15 protein-coding genes and 1 pseudogene are annotated in these 16,720 nt (G+C 45.1%); 9 read left to right on the plus strand and 7 right to left on the minus strand.

Annotated features, from left to right (window positions below):
* Positions 1-48: 48 nt before the first annotated feature.
* Positions 49-1,326, minus strand: a complete 1,278-nt coding sequence (locus ACXABW_RS02380) for an HlyC/CorC family transporter (RefSeq protein WP_457523828.1) — start codon at positions 1,324-1,326, stop codon at positions 49-51.
* A gap of 110 nt (positions 1,327-1,436) precedes the next feature.
* The gene (locus ACXABW_RS02385) at positions 1,437-2,231 is read right to left on the minus strand and encodes a cytochrome C assembly family protein (RefSeq protein ID WP_265687772.1); all 795 of its coding nucleotides are present in this window, start codon (positions 2,229-2,231) and stop codon (positions 1,437-1,439) included.
* Between the two features lie 191 nt (positions 2,232-2,422).
* On the opposite strand from ACXABW_RS02385, the gene ffh reads away from it, so the two are divergent.
* The 5 genes from ffh to rplS all read left to right on the plus strand — a co-directional run bounded on the left by ffh (position 2,423) and on the right by rplS (position 6,102).
* Complete coding sequence (ffh, locus tag ACXABW_RS02390) at positions 2,423-3,808, plus strand: signal recognition particle protein (RefSeq protein WP_265687771.1); 1,386 nt, start codon at positions 2,423-2,425, stop codon at positions 3,806-3,808.
* A 288-nt stretch (positions 3,809-4,096) separates the two neighbouring features.
* On the plus strand, positions 4,097-4,345 hold the full coding sequence (rpsP, locus tag ACXABW_RS02395; protein WP_117233716.1) for a 30S ribosomal protein S16: 249 nt from the start codon (positions 4,097-4,099) through the stop codon (positions 4,343-4,345).
* A gap of 30 nt (positions 4,346-4,375) precedes the next feature.
* Positions 4,376-4,930, plus strand: coding sequence for a ribosome maturation factor RimM (gene rimM / locus ACXABW_RS02400; protein WP_457523830.1), 555 nt, complete (start codon positions 4,376-4,378; stop codon positions 4,928-4,930).
* A gap of 27 nt (positions 4,931-4,957) precedes the next feature.
* A complete protein-coding gene (trmD, locus tag ACXABW_RS02405; RefSeq protein WP_457523831.1) occupies positions 4,958-5,707 on the plus strand; it encodes a tRNA (guanosine(37)-N1)-methyltransferase TrmD in 750 nt (249 codons plus the stop codon).
* A 41-nt stretch (positions 5,708-5,748) separates the two neighbouring features.
* Positions 5,749-6,102 carry a 50S ribosomal protein L19 gene (gene rplS, locus ACXABW_RS02410; RefSeq protein WP_252029472.1) on the plus strand — a complete coding sequence of 118 codons (354 nt, stop codon included), beginning with the start codon at positions 5,749-5,751 and terminating at the stop codon, positions 6,100-6,102.
* A gap of 244 nt (positions 6,103-6,346) precedes the next feature.
* Here the strand turns inward: rplS and ACXABW_RS02415 are convergent, their stop codons facing one another.
* Positions 6,347-7,564, minus strand: a complete 1,218-nt coding sequence (locus tag ACXABW_RS02415; RefSeq protein ID WP_457523833.1) for a multifunctional CCA addition/repair protein — start codon at positions 7,562-7,564, stop codon at positions 6,347-6,349.
* A gap of 89 nt (positions 7,565-7,653) precedes the next feature.
* On the opposite strand from ACXABW_RS02415, the gene ACXABW_RS02420 reads away from it, so the two are divergent.
* The gene (locus ACXABW_RS02420) at positions 7,654-9,294 is read left to right on the plus strand and encodes an AAA family ATPase (RefSeq protein WP_457523835.1); all 1,641 of its coding nucleotides are present in this window, start codon (positions 7,654-7,656) and stop codon (positions 9,292-9,294) included.
* Positions 9,294-10,106, plus strand: a complete 813-nt coding sequence (locus ACXABW_RS02425) for a general secretion pathway protein GspB (RefSeq protein ID WP_457523837.1) — start codon at positions 9,294-9,296, stop codon at positions 10,104-10,106. Before ACXABW_RS02420 ends, ACXABW_RS02425 begins: the two co-directional genes overlap by 1 nt.
* Before the next feature lie 58 nt (positions 10,107-10,164).
* Here ACXABW_RS02425 and ACXABW_RS02430 read toward each other — a convergent pair whose 3' ends face one another.
* From ACXABW_RS02430 to ACXABW_RS02440, 3 genes are all read right to left on the minus strand, one after another.
* Positions 10,165-10,776 (minus strand): TIGR04211 family SH3 domain-containing protein, encoded by a 612-nt coding sequence (locus ACXABW_RS02430; RefSeq protein WP_252029477.1) that lies wholly within the window; start codon positions 10,774-10,776, stop codon positions 10,165-10,167.
* A gap of 156 nt (positions 10,777-10,932) precedes the next feature.
* Positions 10,933-12,195, minus strand: a complete 1,263-nt coding sequence (locus ACXABW_RS02435; protein ID WP_457523838.1) for an inorganic phosphate transporter — start codon at positions 12,193-12,195, stop codon at positions 10,933-10,935.
* A gap of 130 nt (positions 12,196-12,325) precedes the next feature.
* Positions 12,326-13,006 (minus strand): TIGR00153 family protein, encoded by a 681-nt coding sequence (locus ACXABW_RS02440; protein WP_252029479.1) that lies wholly within the window; start codon positions 13,004-13,006, stop codon positions 12,326-12,328.
* 205 nt (positions 13,007-13,211) lie between these two features.
* Between ACXABW_RS02440 and ACXABW_RS02445 the strand changes: the two genes are divergently transcribed.
* Entirely contained in the window at positions 13,212-14,729 is a 1,518-nt protein-coding gene (locus tag ACXABW_RS02445; protein WP_457523840.1) for a CYTH and CHAD domain-containing protein, read from the plus strand.
* On the opposite strand, the gene ACXABW_RS02450 is transcribed toward ACXABW_RS02445, so the two are convergent.
* Positions 14,726-15,520: a potassium channel family protein gene (locus ACXABW_RS02450; protein ID WP_252029481.1), complete on the minus strand. Its 795-nt coding sequence runs from the start codon at positions 15,518-15,520 to the stop codon at positions 14,726-14,728. The genes ACXABW_RS02445 and ACXABW_RS02450 overlap by 4 nt on opposite strands.
* A gap of 141 nt (positions 15,521-15,661) precedes the next feature.
* On the opposite strand from ACXABW_RS02450, the pseudogene ACXABW_RS02455 reads away from it, so the two are divergent.
* Positions 15,662-16,641, plus strand: a pseudogene (locus tag ACXABW_RS02455) (methyl-accepting chemotaxis protein).
* Positions 16,642-16,720: the final 79 nt, after the last annotated feature.

The raw sequence follows: 16,720 nt of genomic DNA on the forward strand, positions 1-16,720 counted from the left end.
AATATTGAAAAGGCCTTGATGAAATCATCAAGGCCTTTTTTATTGAAATCAATGTTTGGTCTCGCGCAAGCGAGGGAAGACTTTTACCAACTTAATACGGTTTTCTTCCAGTTCAACAATCTCCATAGGGTGCTTCGCTACCTGAACACTTAAATGACTCTCGGGAATGTCTTCTAGGTGCTCCAAGATCAAACCGTTAAGCGTTCTTGGACCATCGGTAGGCAACTTCCACTTCAGGCCTTTGTTGATATCGCGAATGTTAGCACTGCCTTCGATTAGGAAGCTGCCGTCGCCTTGGGGGATAATTTCTTCGGAAAGGCTTGGAGCAATTGAAGTGGTAAATTCACCAACAATCTCTTCTAGAATATCTTCCAAAGTGACTAAGCCGTTAATGTCACCGTATTCATCGACAATCAGACCTATGCGCTCTTTGTTGCGTTGAAACTTCAGCAACTGAACGTTCAATGGTGTACTTTCTGGGATGAAGTACACTTCGTCTGCTGCTCGCAGTAACGTTTCTTTATTAAACTCGTTTTTCTCCAACATCAGACGATATGCCTCACGTAGCCTGAGCATCCCCACTACTTCATCGATTTGATCGCGGTACAGTACGATGCGGCCATGAGGTGAGTGAGTGAGCTGACGAATAATCGATTTCCAGTCGTCGTTGATATCGATACCTGTAATCTCATTGCGTGGCACCATGATGTCGTTAACTGTCACGTGCTCTAAATCCAAAATCGACACCAACATGTCTTGGTGGCGACGCGGGATTAAGCTACCTGCTTCATTTACAACGGTACGCAGCTCTTCTGAGCTGAGGTGATCATCATCGTCATGATTAGCTTTTACACCAATTAAGCGGATAAAACCGTTGGTGATGAAGTTAACCAGAAGAACCAGTGGCGATAGCAGTTTCATGAGAATGCCAAGCAGGATGCTGCTGGCGTAGGAAACGCGCTCTGGATATAAAGAAGCGATAGTTTTTGGTGTGACTTCGGCAAATACCAGTACGATTAAGGTGAGAGCACCGGTAGCAATAGCAACACCAAGGTCGCCGTATAAACGCATACCTAGAATGGTTGCGATAGCAGAGGCGAGAATGTTAACGAGGTTATTGCCAATTAGGATTAGGCCGATCAAGCGATCTGGGCGACGAAGGAGCTTTTCTACTCGTCGAGCTCCCTTGTGGCCAGTATTTGCTAAATGTTTTAGGCGGTAGCGGTTAAGAGACATCATCCCTGTCTCAGAACCCGAAAAGTATCCAGAAATTACGATTAAGCCGGCGAGTATAGCGAACAATAAACCCGTGGAAATGTCGTCCAAAACTGTGCTTGTCCTTGTTATGTGTTGGTTAATATATGACCGATAATGGTCTTGATGTCAATGGATTAGCAAAATGAACAATAAGGAGCTTATGCTCCTTATTCTAGTGATCAAGTGAGAATGATTTCACGCACAAAGCGACTACCAAAGTAGGCCAATGTTAATAGGGTTGCACCAGCGACGGCAAACCAAGTGACTTTACGCCCTCGCCAACCTTTGCGGTAGTGTCCCCAAAGTAGTACCGAGTAAACAATCCAAGCGATCAGAGATAAAATTCCTTTGTGTGCCTTTCCTTGCGCAAACATATCTTGAACAAACACAAAACCGGTGAGCAACGTACCTGTCAAAAGTAGGTTACCGATAAGAATGATCTTGAAAAGCTGCCTTTCCACCATCATTAAGGGAGGTAGATTAGGATTAATCGCCAGCGCTTTCTTTGCTTTAAGTTTGTGGTCAAGCCAAGCAAGTTGCAAAGCGTAGAGTGCACCAATAGTCAGCGTTGAATATGAAAATAGCGCCAATGAGATGTGGAACAGTAGCTTAGGTGCATTTTCTAAGTGGGTAATGAAAGTGCTTGGCAAAAACGCCGCGGCAATTAGGTTAATAGCCGCAAAACTAAATACGACAGGAAGTAAGAACCACAAACGCGTTTTTAGCATTGCAGTACTCATAACCAGTGAAATAATGAAGCTGATTAACGAGGCAACATTCAAGATACTTAAGTTTTGTCCGCTGCCATCCAAAATGAGATCGCTAAGCAACCAGCCGTGAAACGCCAATGCCAAAGCCGCACTAACCAAGACGGTTTTCGCGCGAATACCGGTTTGATGTACTAAGCCAGGAACTATGGTTGCGATAGCAAAGGTGTAAAGCATTGCTGCAGCAACGGCGAATAAGTTATCCATTTCTTTCACAAAGTTGTTAGTCTCGTGCTGGAATTATACCTTGCATCAAGCGCTTGGGCTATCTTAGATCCCGATTCAATTGCAAGAGATGAGAGATTAAAACTGTCGTTGCTTAGCAGAACGGGTATAACTGGCGGGTTGGCTATTGTATACTCACCGTAATTTATCGCCTTATAGCGAAGAGTAGAAAGATGTTTGAGAATTTAACGGATCGATTATCCAGTACGCTGAAAAATATCAGCGGCAAAGGTCGTCTGACCGAAGACAATATTAAAGATACCTTACGCGAAGTACGTATGGCTTTGTTAGAAGCCGACGTTGCACTGCCTGTTGTTCGCGATTTTGTTAAGCGCGTTAAAGAAGGTGCTGTTGGTGTTGAAGTATCTAAGTCGCTAACGCCAGGACAAGAGTTTATTAAGATCGTTCAAGCTGAGCTTGAAGCAGTGATGGGTGAGTCTAATGAAGCGCTCAACCTAGCGGCTCAGCCGCCTGCTGTTATTTTAATGGCTGGTCTGCAAGGTGCGGGTAAAACAACCAGTGTCGGTAAACTATCTAAGCTTCTTACAGAGCGTGATAAAAAGAAAGTGCTGGTGGTTTCTGCCGACGTATATCGCCCTGCGGCGATCAAACAGCTAGAAACGCTAGCGGCGGATGTGGGCGTTGATTTCTTCCCGTCTTCTGCTGATCAAAAGCCAATCGATATCGCTAATGCAGCAATCGATCATGCTAAGAAAAAATTCTACGATGTTCTTCTTGTCGATACCGCAGGTCGTTTAGCGGTTGACGAAGAAATGATGGCAGAGATTCAAGATCTGCATAACGCAATTACTCCAGTAGAAACCCTGTTTGTTGTTGATGCAATGACAGGTCAAGATGCTGCCAATACCGCCAAAGCGTTTGGTGATGCACTGCCTTTGACTGGTGTTATCTTAACTAAAGTTGATGGTGATGCCCGTGGTGGTGCTGCACTTTCGGTTCGTCACATCACAGGTAAACCAATTAAGTTCTTGGGTGTGGGTGAAAAAACCGATGCACTAGAACCATTCCACCCTGATCGTGTCGCTTCACGTATTCTTGGTATGGGAGACGTACTGTCGCTTATCGAAGATCTACAACGTAATGTTGATACTGAGAAAGCAGAAAAGCTGGCGAAGAAGTTTAAAGAGAAGAAAGGCTTCGACCTTGAAGATTTCCGTGAACAGCTTGGCCAGATGCAGAACATGGGCGGCATGATGGGCATGATGGATAAGCTGCCAGGTATGAGCAACTTACCAGACAACGTCAAAGATAAAGTCGATGACAAGATGTTCAAGCAAATGGAAGCCATCATCAATTCAATGACGATGAAAGAGCGCCAACGCCCTGAACTTATCAAGGGTTCACGTAAAAAGCGTATTGCTGCCGGTTCCGGTACTCAGGTACAAGATGTTAACCGCCTGCTGAAGCAGTTCACTCAGATGCAGAAGATGATGAAGAAAATGCAGAAGGGTGGCATGAAAGGCATGATGCGCAATATGCAAGGCATGATGGGTGGTATGGGCGGAATGGGTGGTGGTTTTAACCCGTTTGGTCGTTAATCCACGTATTCATCGCTGAGCTATCAGATGATAAAAGAGCGTAACTCTGCGGGAGTTACGCTCTTTGATTTTTTAAGGGCGGGTTGAGTCAATCTTTATTTTCAACCTGTTAGCTGAGTCACAAACTACAATCGTTATTTGTGGTGGTGAAAAAATAGCTAAAACCCTTGCAAAGACTTGGAATAAGAGTAAAATTCCGAGGCTTTATTTTGGCACGAGACCCCAAATCGACTATTTATAGACGGTTTCTGGGGTTAATTTTATTTTTGAGAAAGCAAAGAGGACGACATGGTAACCATTCGTTTGGCACGTCACGGCGCTAAGAAGCGTCCATTCTATCAAATCGTAGTAGCGGACAGCCGCAACGCTGCAACTGGCCGTTTCATCGAGAAAGTAGGTTTCTTTAACCCTACTGCAACTGGTCAAGAAGAAGGTCTACGTCTAGACCTAGACCGCGTTAACCACTGGGTTGGTCAAGGCGCGTCTCTATCTGACCGCGTTGCTAAGCTAGTTAAAGACGCTCAAAAAGCGGCTTAATTTTTACTGTTTAGTAGAAGAAATTAGCTTATGTCGATGAAAGGTAAAGAAACAATGAGCGAACAAAACGAAAAAATTGTTATGGGCAAGTTTGGTGCTACCTATGGCATTCGTGGTTGGCTTAAAGTTTTTTCCTATACAGACAATGCTGAGAGCATTTTCGATTACAGCCCTTGGTTTATTAAACAAAAGGGTGAGTGGGTTGAGTTCAAAGTAGAAACTTGGAAACGCCATAACAAAGGTATGGTGGCTAAGCTGGAAGGCTTAGATGTTCGTGAAGACGCGCATCTCCTAACGAACTTTGAAATCGCTGTTGACCCTGCATCATTACCAGAATTGTCAGAAGATGAATTCTACTGGCGTGAATTGTTTGGCATGCAAGTAGTAACCGACAAAGGTTACGATCTAGGTGTTGTTTCTGACATCCTAGAAACTGGCTCAAACGATGTTCTCGTAGTGAAAGCAAATCTTAAAGATGCTTTCGGACAGAAGGAACGATTAATCCCGTTCCTTGAAGAGCAAGTGATCAAAAAAGTTGATCGCGAAGCTCAACGGATCGAAGTTGACTGGGATCCTGGATTCTAATTCCAAAATTACAGAGCGAGAGAACACATGTGGGTTGGCGTAATTAGCCTATTTCCTGAAATGTTCCGTTCTGTTACTGATTTTGGGGTAACAGGTCAAGCGGTTAAAAAAGGTCTTTTGTCGATTGAGACATGGAATCCTCGCGATTTCACTCATGACAAACATCGAACTGTCGATGATAGACCTTACGGTGGTGGCCCTGGCATGTTGATGATGGTTCAGCCTTTGCGCGATGCTATCACGACAGCAAAACAGGCTTCACCGGGTAAGACGAAGGTTATCTACCTTTCTCCTCAAGGTCGTAAGCTCGACCAGAAAGGAGTCGAAGAGCTGGCAACTAATGAGAATTTGCTTCTTATTTGTGGCCGCTATGAAGGGGTAGATGAGCGTATCATTCAATCTGAGGTTGACGAAGAATGGTCAATCGGAGATTTTGTGATGACGGGTGGTGAGATACCAGCCATGACGTTAATTGATTCAGTATCTCGGTTTATTCCGGGAGTATTGGGAGATTTTGCGTCGGCAGAAGAAGATTCTTTTGCCAACGGCTTATTAGATTGCCCTCACTATACGCGTTCCGAAGTGTTAGATGGAAAAGAAGTACCATCGGTACTGATGTCCGGAAACCATAAGGATATTCGTCGCTGGCGACTCAAGCAGTCGTTGGGCCGTACTTGGCTAAGAAGACCAGAACTCCTGGAAAACCTAGCTCTGACTGACGAACAGGAACAATTACTTGCCGAGTTCATTAAAGAACATCGAGTTAATAGCAAGTAACCTATTTTATTTAGTATCAGTTTATTCTAGGAATTTAAAAAATGAGTAACATCATCAAAGCTCTTGAGCAAGAGCAAATGAAATCAGACCTACCTAAATTTGCACCAGGTGACACTGTTGTTGTTCAAGTTAAGGTAAAAGAAGGTGACCGTGAGCGTCTACAGGCTTTCGAAGGCGTTGTAATCGCAATCCGTAACCGTGGTCTACACTCTGCATTCACAGTTCGTAAGATCTCGAACGGTGAAGGTGTTGAGCGTACGTTCCAAACTCACTCTCCAATGGTTGATAGCATTGAAGTTAAACGCCGCGGTGCAGTACGTCGTGCCAAACTGTACTACCTACGTGAGCGTTCTGGTAAGTCAGCTCGTATTAAAGAGAAGCTTGCTAAGAAGTAATGCTATAACTAGCGTTCTCATAAAAAAAGCGGAGCCATTTGGCTCCGCTTTTTTATTGTCTACTCTACATGGACAAACAGATTATACCAATCACAGTAAGTAAGTGTTCATAAATAGCGCAGGAAAAAGGCTTGATAACAAGGCAGAAATTTTCGATAAGTAGTTATTCTACAATCAAAATTTCTAACGATGTTATCGAGTGTTTTAACAAGCTAGGGGGAACAGTTATTTACTACGATTGGTATTAGGCTGATAAGGCTGCAATAGCCGCGACGCGGCGTTTCTCCATTTCCTCGCGAATAGCGGCACCTTTAAAGCCATCCTTGATAATGTCTTGCACATTCACTCCAACTGCCGCTTGATAGGCCTGAAGAAAGGTGTCTTTTTGCGGGTAATCAGTATCCTCAAAGCCAAGACGACCGCGGCTATCGGCCATACAACACAGTAAAATGTCTGTCAGTCTGTCAGGTTTACGCCATACATCGAATTTGTTCAGCACCTTAAGCTTAGTGGCAGGCTTTAGTTCTGCAGCTCGGTGAATGTTTGAGTGTTGTTCACACACCATAAGTGCAAGATCTCTGAATTCATTCGGGACACGAACTCGTTCACATAGGCGCTTGATCAGCTTTAAACCGGTATGACAATGCATTTTGTGGCTTGGCCATTCAGATTCTGGTGTGATCCCTTTACCTAAGTCGTGGACTTGGGCGGCGAAGCGGACAGGCAGTGAGTCAGATAGCAGTGCGGCTTGATCTGCGACCATCAAAGTATGAATGCCAGTGTCAATTTCTGGGTGCCATTGCTCGGGTTGAGGGACGCCAAACAGTTGGGCTATCTCGGGCAATACGACCTCCAGTGCACCACATTGATGAAGTACAGACAGGAATACGGCGGGGTTTTGGGTCGCCAGAGATTTGTGCCACTCTTGCCAGACTCGTTCTGGGGTTAAGTGCTCCAGTTCGCCCGAGCGGCTTATTTGTGTCATTAAATCTAAAGTCTCGGGGGCGACCGTAAAGCCGAAGTGAGCAAGTTTAGCGGCAAAGCGTGCGACTCTTAAGACGCGTAATGGATCTTCGACAAATGCAGATGAGACGTGGCGCAATACTCGATCTTTAAGATCTTGTTGACCATGATTAGGGTCGACTATGTTGCCATCGGGATCTTGTGCCATCGCGTTTATGGTGAGATCCCGGCGTTGCAGATCTTCTTCAAGGGTAACATCTTTTGCGAAGTAACATTCGAACCCAGTGTATCCTGATGCGGTCTTACGTTCCGTTCTGGCGAGCGCATACTCTTGCTTGCTTACAGGGTGGAGAAAAACCGGAAAGTCTTTACCAACGGCGGTGAAACCTTGGCTTTGCATTTCTTGCGGTGAACTGCCCACCACAACCCAATCTTTGTCATGTACCGGAATATTGAGCAACTGATCTCGAACAGCTCCTCCAACTAGGTATACTTGCAATGGATTCCCTTATTTTAATGATTTGCCATTGGCGATTTGAAGTCTGCAATGGTACTTTTCTTATCAGTTAAATTATAGAGACGTGAGTGATGTACAAGGAATTTTTTGGTTTTGTCGAAGCCCCTTTCTCAATTGTGCCGAACTCGCGTTACTTGTTTCTTAGTCAAAGACACCGTGAAGCGATTACTCACCTTCAAGCTGGGTTAGGTGAGGGGGGCGGTTTTGCCATGCTCACCGGAGAGGTTGGTACGGGGAAGACGACTGTCGCGAAGGCTATGTTGGACTCGTTGGATACGCAGACTAAAGCGGGATTCATACTTAACCCTACATTTTCGGGTATTGAACTACTAGAGTCGATATGCGATGAATTCTCTATCAAGTATCCATCACAGGCGACCCTTAAACAGCTCAATCAAGCCATTTATCAGTATTTGCTGTCTAACCATGCGGAAGGCTTTCAAACCTTACTGGTAATTGATGAAGCGCAGCATTTAGCTGCGGATGTTCTTGAACAGCTCAGGTTGTTGACCAACCTAGAAACAGACAGTCGAAAGTTGTTGAAAGTTTTACTGGTAGGGCAGCCTGAGCTTCAGCAGAAGTTGCAGATGCCGCAACTTCGCCAATTAGCGCAGCGTATTACTGGGCGCTATCACTTACTTCCGCTTGATGGTGTAGAAACCGCCAAGTATGTGCATTTTCGTTTGTCTTTGGCGGGTGGGCGAGATGATTTATTTCCGGCCAAAGCCTTGAAGATGATTGCTCATTCGACACAAGGAATCCCAAGGCTAGTGAACCTTGTTTGTGATGCCACGCTTAAACAGGCTTATCAACAAGGCGAACGTGAGATTAGCTTACCACTAGTTCAGCGAGCTTGTGACGAAGTGATGGCGTTTCAGACCTCTTCTGTCGCTATGCAACCCGCTAGAAAAACGAGCTGGTGGTTATCTTCTGGTGTCGCGATTAGCGCTAGCTTAGCGCTTGGGGTAATAAGTAGCATTGCTCTGACGACACTGAGTAAACCTTCTCTAGATGCTTTTGCGCTTCAGTATTGGTCAGGAAAACTACCTACTCCGCCAGCAGTTGAAACTCGCGCAGAAGTATTTGCTCCTGAACTTAAGCAAACCTTGTTAAATGACGCATTGCTTGAAAGCAGTATTGATAAGCTCTACCAAGTGTGGGGCTACAACGCGAGCGTACTTGATAGCTTTTGTTCTGCACAAACTAGAGAAGATGCCCTCTTTCGTTGTGAAAAAGCGGAAGGTGATTTACAGCGGTTAGCGCAACTTAATCAGCCAGTTGTGCTGTCGCTTGATATTGACGGTGTGATGGCTTACGCCGTGCTGTACAAGCTCTCTGATGACAACGTGACCTTACTCACTGGAGGCAAGCAGATTGAATTTGATAAGCGTTGGCTATCGACGATATGGCATGGTGAGTACCGATTCATCTGGCAGCCTTCATTTGACCGCACTTTAAGAGCGGGAATGAGTGGTATCCAAGTTGCTGAGCTCGATAAAAAATTGTCTAAGTTGCTAGGTGAGAGCGTGGGAAATAGCAGTGAATTTGATGCTCAATTACGCAGAAAAGTCGAAACATTTCAACAGTGGCAAGGTATGACGGTCGATGGCATCGCAGGAAGGCAAACACTGAAAGCGATTGATCTGATGAGTCAGGAAAATGCGCCTTCGTTATTGAATGTCACAGTTTTCGATGAAGAGGAGCAAGGCTGATGTCTAATGTACTCAACGCATTGAAAGCCTCAGAGCAAAGAAATAAGCAATACGGGGTAATGAGCGTTTCACCAAACTTCGAACCTGCACAAGCGGACACTCGTCAAGAAACTTCAAACTGGCGGCTATGTGTATTGGCTGCGGTTATGCCCTGTGTGGTTGGGTTGGGATTTGCTGGCTATCAGAGTTATCAGCAACAAAAAGAAGTGGCGTTGGCGTTATCTGTGGCGCAAAAAAGAGTGGTTGAAGTGCCAAACGAGTTCAGTGTTCACGATTCACCGCGTTTTGAGCCTCTTATGTCCACCTTTGTTGAGCCAACTGGGCTTGCTGGAAGGGCCACTGATGAAAACACACCAACGACGTCTGAGTCTCCCGTGGTTTCAAATCAGAGAACCCTAACCGTTGAGCCTGAAAAAGACTTGGTAAAACCAGAGCCTGATGAGTTGTCACAGTTAGACTTGACTCAGTTGTCTCCAGAGTTAGCAAGGCGAGTTCAGTCTGTGATGAATCAAAGTGGTCAAGCAAATGGTAGTTCTGATAATCCAAGAGGTGGAAAATCACAACTAAACACCATCAAGCTTAACCATCATAGTAGCGATTTTATTGGCCAGTTACCTGCTATGAATTTTCAGACTCATGTCTATTCAAGCCAAGCAAATAAGCGTTGGGTTAAAATTAACGATGTGGAGTATATGGAAGGTGATTGGATTGACTCACGTGTTCAGTTGGTGAAGATCGAACCTCAATCGAGTATTGTTGAATTTGAGTCTCAGCGCCTGGAGATTCCGGCTCTGTATGATTGGCAGGGTTAGCTTTGAAAGTAACAGGCATAAAAAATGGTCACCGAAGTGACCATTTTTTGTATCAATCTTATGCCCAGCCTGATGGAGACTTCTTGCGACGTGGGATAATGTGAGGAAGGATTAGGCCAAACAGTAAGCCACCGCCTGCAACACCGCCACCGTACATAAAGTACTTCAGCAGCAAATCTTCTTTTTGTGTATCCAGTCTTGCGCGTAATTCACGCACTTCAGTTTGAGATGCGGTCAGTTGAGAACTGATATCGCTGTAGTTCTGCTCAAGTTCAGAAATTTGTTGGTTACGTACTTCAAGTGAATCAACCAAGCCTGCCTTTTCGCTGTCGGCATTGTTACGAGCATTTGCCAGCTTTTCTTTTACCTCAGACAGTTCTTTTTCTAGCTTTGGTAAACGAACAGCCATGCTTTCTTGGCGTGTGATAAAGCGACTTTCTACCCAACCTTTACGGCCTTTTCCATCCAGGATTTGGCTATAACCGGTTTCTTTGTTAGAAGTCAGAAGTTTAATTTTATCACCAGCATCGATGCTGCCAATAATACGAAATTGATTACTTGGGCCTGAGTGCATGTAAGTAAATAATTTATCTGCGATATAACGGTCTTGAGCAAATGCGGCAGGTACAGCCAGCATAGAGACTAAAACCATGCAAATCAGTTTTTTCACGGTAAATCCTTTAACAGTTTTAATACGTAAAGCGCTTTGTATTTGGCAAATAGTATGAACTTTCTAGGCTAGGTGCAACAAAGAAGGGAGGCAAAGCCTCCCTTTATGTGCGTTTGAGTCAATAATGACAGTGCGCTTACACAGTGCTGACGGTGTTTATCCGCCAAACATACCTTGGATAGCGTAGAAGAAGACTACTGCTAACAATGCGCCAGCTGGAAGCGTAACAATCCAAGACGCTACAATGTTACGAACTACGCCTAGGTTTAATGCTGCGATACCACGCGCAAAACCAACACCCAATACCGCACCAACCAGTGTTTGTGTGGTTGAGATAGGCAGACCAGTACCAGACGCCAGTACAACCGTACATGCAGTGGCTAGCTGAGCGGCGAAACCACGGCTAGGTGTTAGCTCGGTGATACCTGTACCAACCGTTGCCATTACTTTGTGACCAAGAGTGGCAAGACCTACAACGATACCAAAACCACCAAGTGGCAGAATCCACCAAGCGATAGTGCTCTTGCCGGTGATTTCACCCATGTGTTCAACAGTAGATACTACCGCTGATAGAGGGCCAATCGCGTTCGCTACATCGTTAGAACCATGTGCAAATGCCATCGCACACGCTGTGATAACCATTAGTACGCTGAAGATACCTTCTACGCCAGCAAATCCGTGGTCGTCTTCGCGGTTAGCAAACTTCTTCTGGATGTATAGGTACCCACCTACCATGATCAAGCCAGATACACCTGCAGACCATAACCAAGCTTCTGTATTGCTTAGGTGTAGACCAACGTGCTTCAGACCTTTCTTAATGGTTACTAGAGAGATAACCATGGTGGTGATAAACATGTAAACAGGAACAAAGCGCTTTGCATTAAATAGCGGGTTTTCTGTGTCGAAGATCAGTCGCTGAGCACTAATGAAAATCACATATGCAAAGAAGCCTGAAATTACTGGTGTAATGATCCAGCTACCTACAATACCTTGTACGCTGCCCCAATCTACTGCTTCAGTGCCCACAGAAACACATGCGAAACCAATAATGGCACCGATGATAGAGTGGGTCGTAGAAACTGGCCAGCCCATGTACGAGGCGAGAAGTAGCCATGTACCTGCTGCCAAAAGCGCAGACATCATACCGAAGACCAGTACATCTGGTTGGTCGGCAAATAGAGATGTTTCGATTACACCTTTACGGATAGTGTCGGTTACTTCACCGCCTGCAAGATATGCCCCCGCAAATTCAAAGATCATCGCAATGATGATCGCTTGTTTCACGGTAAGAGCTTTCGAGCCTACTGAGGTGCCCATTGCGTTCGCAACGTCATTCGCACCAATACCAATAGCCATCAGAAAACCGAAAGCTGCTGCAACAATAATCAGGACAGTGCCGTAGTTCGCAAGGATATCCATCGTAATACCTAGTTGTTTGATAACAAGCGGAGCAAAATTTTGCGCGAGTTGATCCCATCAGCGGTGAATATATTCACCGCCTAAGCTGACGCACTAAATAATACTCTTCGTTATTTGGTTAACTTATGATTTAAGAGCGAGAAAGCATCACTTCAAGACGAGCGCCAACACGCTGTGCTTGATCGGCAATGCCGCCTACCCATTCTAGAATTTTGTACAAGAACATGACGTCGATAGGGTTATGCTCTGATTCAATCGCCATAAGTTGTTGGCGAAGTTGGATCTGCATAGCATCGGTGTCATCTTCAATCACATCCAGTTGATGGATCATTTCAGCCACAAGTGTTACTTCACGGCCTTTAAATCCAGTTTCCAATAACTCGTCGAGCTCGTTGATCACTTTCTGCGCTTGGTCTGCTGCATCGAGACAACGTTTTACGTACGCGATGAAGTTCTCTTGTAGAGCTGTAGGAATGACTAGTTGACGGCCGTAGACACGACCAGAGATGTCTTTTGCTAGGTTGGCAAGTTTGTCCTGTTGAGTGAGTAGCTCAAGCATGTCAGTACGATCGACTGGCATGAACAAACCGCGAGGAAGTTTGAGGCGAATTTCGCGCTTTAATACGTCAGCTTCTTTCTCTAGATGAGAAATCTGTGCACGAATCTCTGCTGCTTTTTCCCAGTCTCCTTGAGAGGACACTTCGAAAAAGTTAACTAGGTGCGAGCAACACTCGTTGACACACACTACGTGACGTTGCAAAGGCTTAATTGGGGACTTTGCAAATAACCCCATAATTGTATTCACTGGCATGGTCATTCAACCTAATAAATATAACCTTAAAAGAACATACACCATTTCGTGGCGAAATGTTGAACGATGGCTATAAAGGCGCGCATGTTAACGCATTAAATCCCTCTTTAAAACTGTTTTAGATCATCATTCGGGCGATATTTGTCACTTGCTCAGTAAAGAAATAGGCAATATCCTGTCCCTATCTGCTTTGAAAGGTAAAACTATGGAAACCGAGATAGAACTGAAGTTTTTTGTTTCTCCTGATTTTTCAGCAACATTGCGTGAAAAAATAGCTGAAACGAAAGTACTTCAGCACAGTTGTCGTGAGCTAGGAAACACTTACTTTGATACGCCGGACAATTGGCTGCGCCAGCATGACACAGGGTTACGAATTCGACGCTTTGATGACGTGTTTGTTCAAACGGTAAAAACCTCTGGTCGCGTCGTCGCTGGGTTACACCAAAGACCTGAATACAATGCAGAGCACACCTGTAATGAACCACAACTCTCGCTTCATCCTGAAGATATTTGGCCATCAGGCCGAGGTATCGATACGCTTCAATCTCAACTCATTGCCCTTTTTTCGACCAACTTCACTCGTGAGCAGTGGCTGGTGGGTATGGCTGATGGTAGCCAAGTGGAAATTGCGTTCGACCAAGGTGCAGTGATAGCCAGTGACAAAGAAGAGCCCATTTGCGAAGTCGAGTTTGAACTTAAGTCAGGCCAGACCGATGCACTGTTTACGTTAGCGCGCATGTTTAATGAAGACGGTGGTATGCGTTTAGGTAACCTAAGTAAAGCTGCGAAAGGGTATCGATTGGCTTATGACCACCAAGGTGATGATGTACAACCGCTTTCTCTTGTTGACACGGATAAAAATGACACGGTTGAATCGTGCTTTATTCACTCGCTAGAACATGCACTTTCACATTGGCATCGCCATGAGCAAATCTACACCGAACAAGAGTCGGTGGCAGCACTGCACGAAATTAGCCACGCATTGAGCTTTATCCGCCAAACCTTAACTATTTATGGTGGGATAGTTCCACGTCGAGCGAGTGCGATATTGCGCCAAGAGCTTAAGTGGTTAGAGCAAGAATTAGTCTGGTTGAAGTCATACGACTATCTTGAGGATTTGCTGGAAGATAAAGGCCACGTGCTGCGTAAACTTGATGCGAGAAAGTTCCTAGTGGGTGAACTGAAGCTGTTGAAAGAAGAACTTCCTACTCGAGAAGAGAATCTACAGCTGCTGTCGTCGGCTCGCTATACTGGCTTATTGCTTGATTTAAGTCGTTGGATTCTTACTCGAGGTTGGCAGCCGTTTTTGGACGATAAAGCTCGTGAACAAATGGCGCTCAACATTCAGCATTTTTCTGAGAAGCAGCTTGATAGAACGTGGGCTGAACTGATGGAAGCTTTTCCACCGGAAAGAGTGCTGAGTAGTGATGAATATGTTGAGCAGCAATACCGCTTAATGCGCAATCTATATACGGGTGTTGGTTTTGCTAGCTTATACGATTCAGAAGAGCGTAATAGCTTTAGGCTTCCTTGGGCAGACTTAATGCAAGGGATTGACGACCTTCTGATGCTTAAGCCATTAGAGAAGCTAGTGGGTAAGCTAGAAGGAGAGGAGCAAGAGCAGCTACAACGTTGGCTAGTTCGTCAAGAGACCTCAATCTTGCACGCCATGGAGCAGACTCGCTTAATCAGCGTAGAAGCTGAACCGTACTGGCGAGATTAATCTTCAGAAATAGGACGCGATGACGTCCTATTTTTTTGTCCATCGTTTTGTTTTTCTTCAAGTGCTGATAAGCGCTGCAGAATCTCTTCTTGTTGGCTGACAAGTTTCAACAGCAGACGCTCTTTGTTTTCAGAGCGTTCATTTTGCTGTTTGGTCGGTGAGGTGATCAGTGACGTGATCAAGCCCGAAATCATACCGAACAATCCCACCCCACAAAGAATTAACCCTGAAGCCAGCACTTTACCGGCGTCGGTTACAGGGAAGTGATCACCGTACCCAACGGTAGAAATCGTGACCAGAGCCCACCACAATGCATCGCCTCCAGATTGGATGTTAGCGGCGGGGTTTTTGCCTTCGATAAACAACATCATGCTGGAGCCTATGGTTAGCAGCATAACCAACAACAGTAATATAGAAGCTAGGGTGGTCTCTCGGCGATTTGTGATTAACTGCGAAATGATCAATTTACTGGATCGAATCACTAATACGACACGCAGAATATGGAATAAGCGCGCGTAACGTAGCGGTTCGATCATGGGAATGCTGGCGAGAAAGTCTATCCAATGCCGTTGCATGAATTTCATACGATCTGTGGATCGGATCAAATCTATGCTCAGTTGTAAGATGAAAATACTACAGATAACGAAATCGAGGCCGATGAGAACTTGTCGAGCCTGATCGCTAATTGGAACAAACAGCAGGCCAGAGATCACAAATAGCGCCATGAATGACAGAATAAGTGACAGCAAGCTCATCGGTTTGGTGTTGTCTTTGATATCATCTTTATTCATACGAGGCTCGAAATAAATAGCAGACCTAATTTGAGTCGTTCAGGGCAGTCAGTGTTGTGGCGTAGATAATTTATATCACTAAGTAGCAGTAATAGTGAAAAATTGTTACTAGAAAGTGGGCAAACTAGTGGAGAAAGGATAATGGCAAAAATGGCATTTAAGCCATGGGAACGAGTGATTACGGATATTCGTCTCGTGCCTAAAATGGTGATGCTAATGGTGTTCAGTACGGTGACGTCGCTCGTGAGCTAGAAAAGACACGCCGTCAATTGCAAGAAATGATTAAGATGCAAGTGGAGTCTTCGCAGGAACTCGCAACGCTGACGGAAGTCATGACTCTTAGCATGTCTGAAACCAAAGAATCGGCGCAAGAAGAATTCAATGAAATCGATCAGCTAGCAACGGCGATGAGCGAAATGAGTTCAACAGTTCAAACCGTTGCCGACCATGCGCAAAATGCATCTAGTTTGACGGAAAGTGCGTCTGGTCAAGCGCAGACAGGTCAACAATTTGTTCGCGGTACCATCACCAAAATGAGTGAGCTTTCAAGCGATATTTCTTCTTCAGCACAAGCTGTAAACGAGGTTGAAGAGCGCGTTGAATCGATTGGCAGCGTAGTAGGGACTATTCAAGGCATTTCTGAGCAGACAAACTTGCTGGCACTTAATGCTGCAATTGAAGCGGCACGCGCGGGTGAAGCTGGCCGAGGTTTTGCTGTCGTAGCCGATGAAGTGCGTAACTTAGCTCAACGTACTCAACAAGCAACAGTGGAGATCCAAGAAATGATTTCTCAGCTGCAAACAAGTGCGTCGTCAGCAGTTGAGCTGATGGAGAAAAGTGTTGTCGAAGCTGCTGAAGGTGTAGAACTTGTGACTAACGCTGGCAGTGAGTTAGATGGCATTGTGAGTCAAGTTACTCAAATTAATGATATGAACTTCCAAATTGCGACGGCTGCGGGTCAACAGAGTAGTGTAGCGGAAGAGATGAACCAGAATCTGACCAATGTTCGTGAGCTGGTGGAAGCGTCAGTGACTGTGGTGACAGAGCTGCTCGAAACGTCAGAAATCATGCAGAACAACGCAGAAGAGCTGGATCGTAAGATCACATCGTTCAAGGTCTAATTCCATACTATTAATGCAGTTAAAACGCCTACTTAGTGTTAAGTAGGCGTTTTTTATGCCCGTAAGTTTGATATAACTA

It is taken from the genome of Vibrio paucivorans (genome assembly GCF_054053395.1).

Coding starts and splice junctions, on each gene's coding strand:
- ACXABW_RS02385 (WP_265687772.1), bottom strand. CDS start 2,231: ATGGATAACTTATTCGCCGTTGCTGCAGCAATGCTTTACACCTTTGCT.
- ffh (WP_265687771.1), top strand. CDS start 2,423: ATGTTTGAGAATTTAACGGATCGATTATCCAGTACGCTGAAAAATATC.
- rpsP (WP_117233716.1), top strand. CDS start 4,097: ATGGTAACCATTCGTTTGGCACGTCACGGCGCTAAGAAGCGTCCATTC.
- rimM (WP_457523830.1), top strand. CDS start 4,376: ATGTCGATGAAAGGTAAAGAAACAATGAGCGAACAAAACGAAAAAATT.
- trmD (WP_457523831.1), top strand. CDS start 4,958: ATGTGGGTTGGCGTAATTAGCCTATTTCCTGAAATGTTCCGTTCTGTT.
- rplS (WP_252029472.1), top strand. CDS start 5,749: ATGAGTAACATCATCAAAGCTCTTGAGCAAGAGCAAATGAAATCAGAC.
- ACXABW_RS02420 (WP_457523835.1), top strand. CDS start 7,654: ATGTACAAGGAATTTTTTGGTTTTGTCGAAGCCCCTTTCTCAATTGTG.
- ACXABW_RS02425 (WP_457523837.1), top strand. CDS start 9,294: ATGTCTAATGTACTCAACGCATTGAAAGCCTCAGAGCAAAGAAATAAG.
- ACXABW_RS02435 (WP_457523838.1), bottom strand. CDS start 12,195: ATGGATATCCTTGCGAACTACGGCACTGTCCTGATTATTGTTGCAGCA.
- ACXABW_RS02440 (WP_252029479.1), bottom strand. CDS start 13,006: ATGCCAGTGAATACAATTATGGGGTTATTTGCAAAGTCCCCAATTAAG.
- ACXABW_RS02445 (WP_457523840.1), top strand. CDS start 13,212: ATGGAAACCGAGATAGAACTGAAGTTTTTTGTTTCTCCTGATTTTTCA.
- ACXABW_RS02450 (WP_252029481.1), bottom strand. CDS start 15,520: ATGAATAAAGATGATATCAAAGACAACACCAAACCGATGAGCTTGCTG.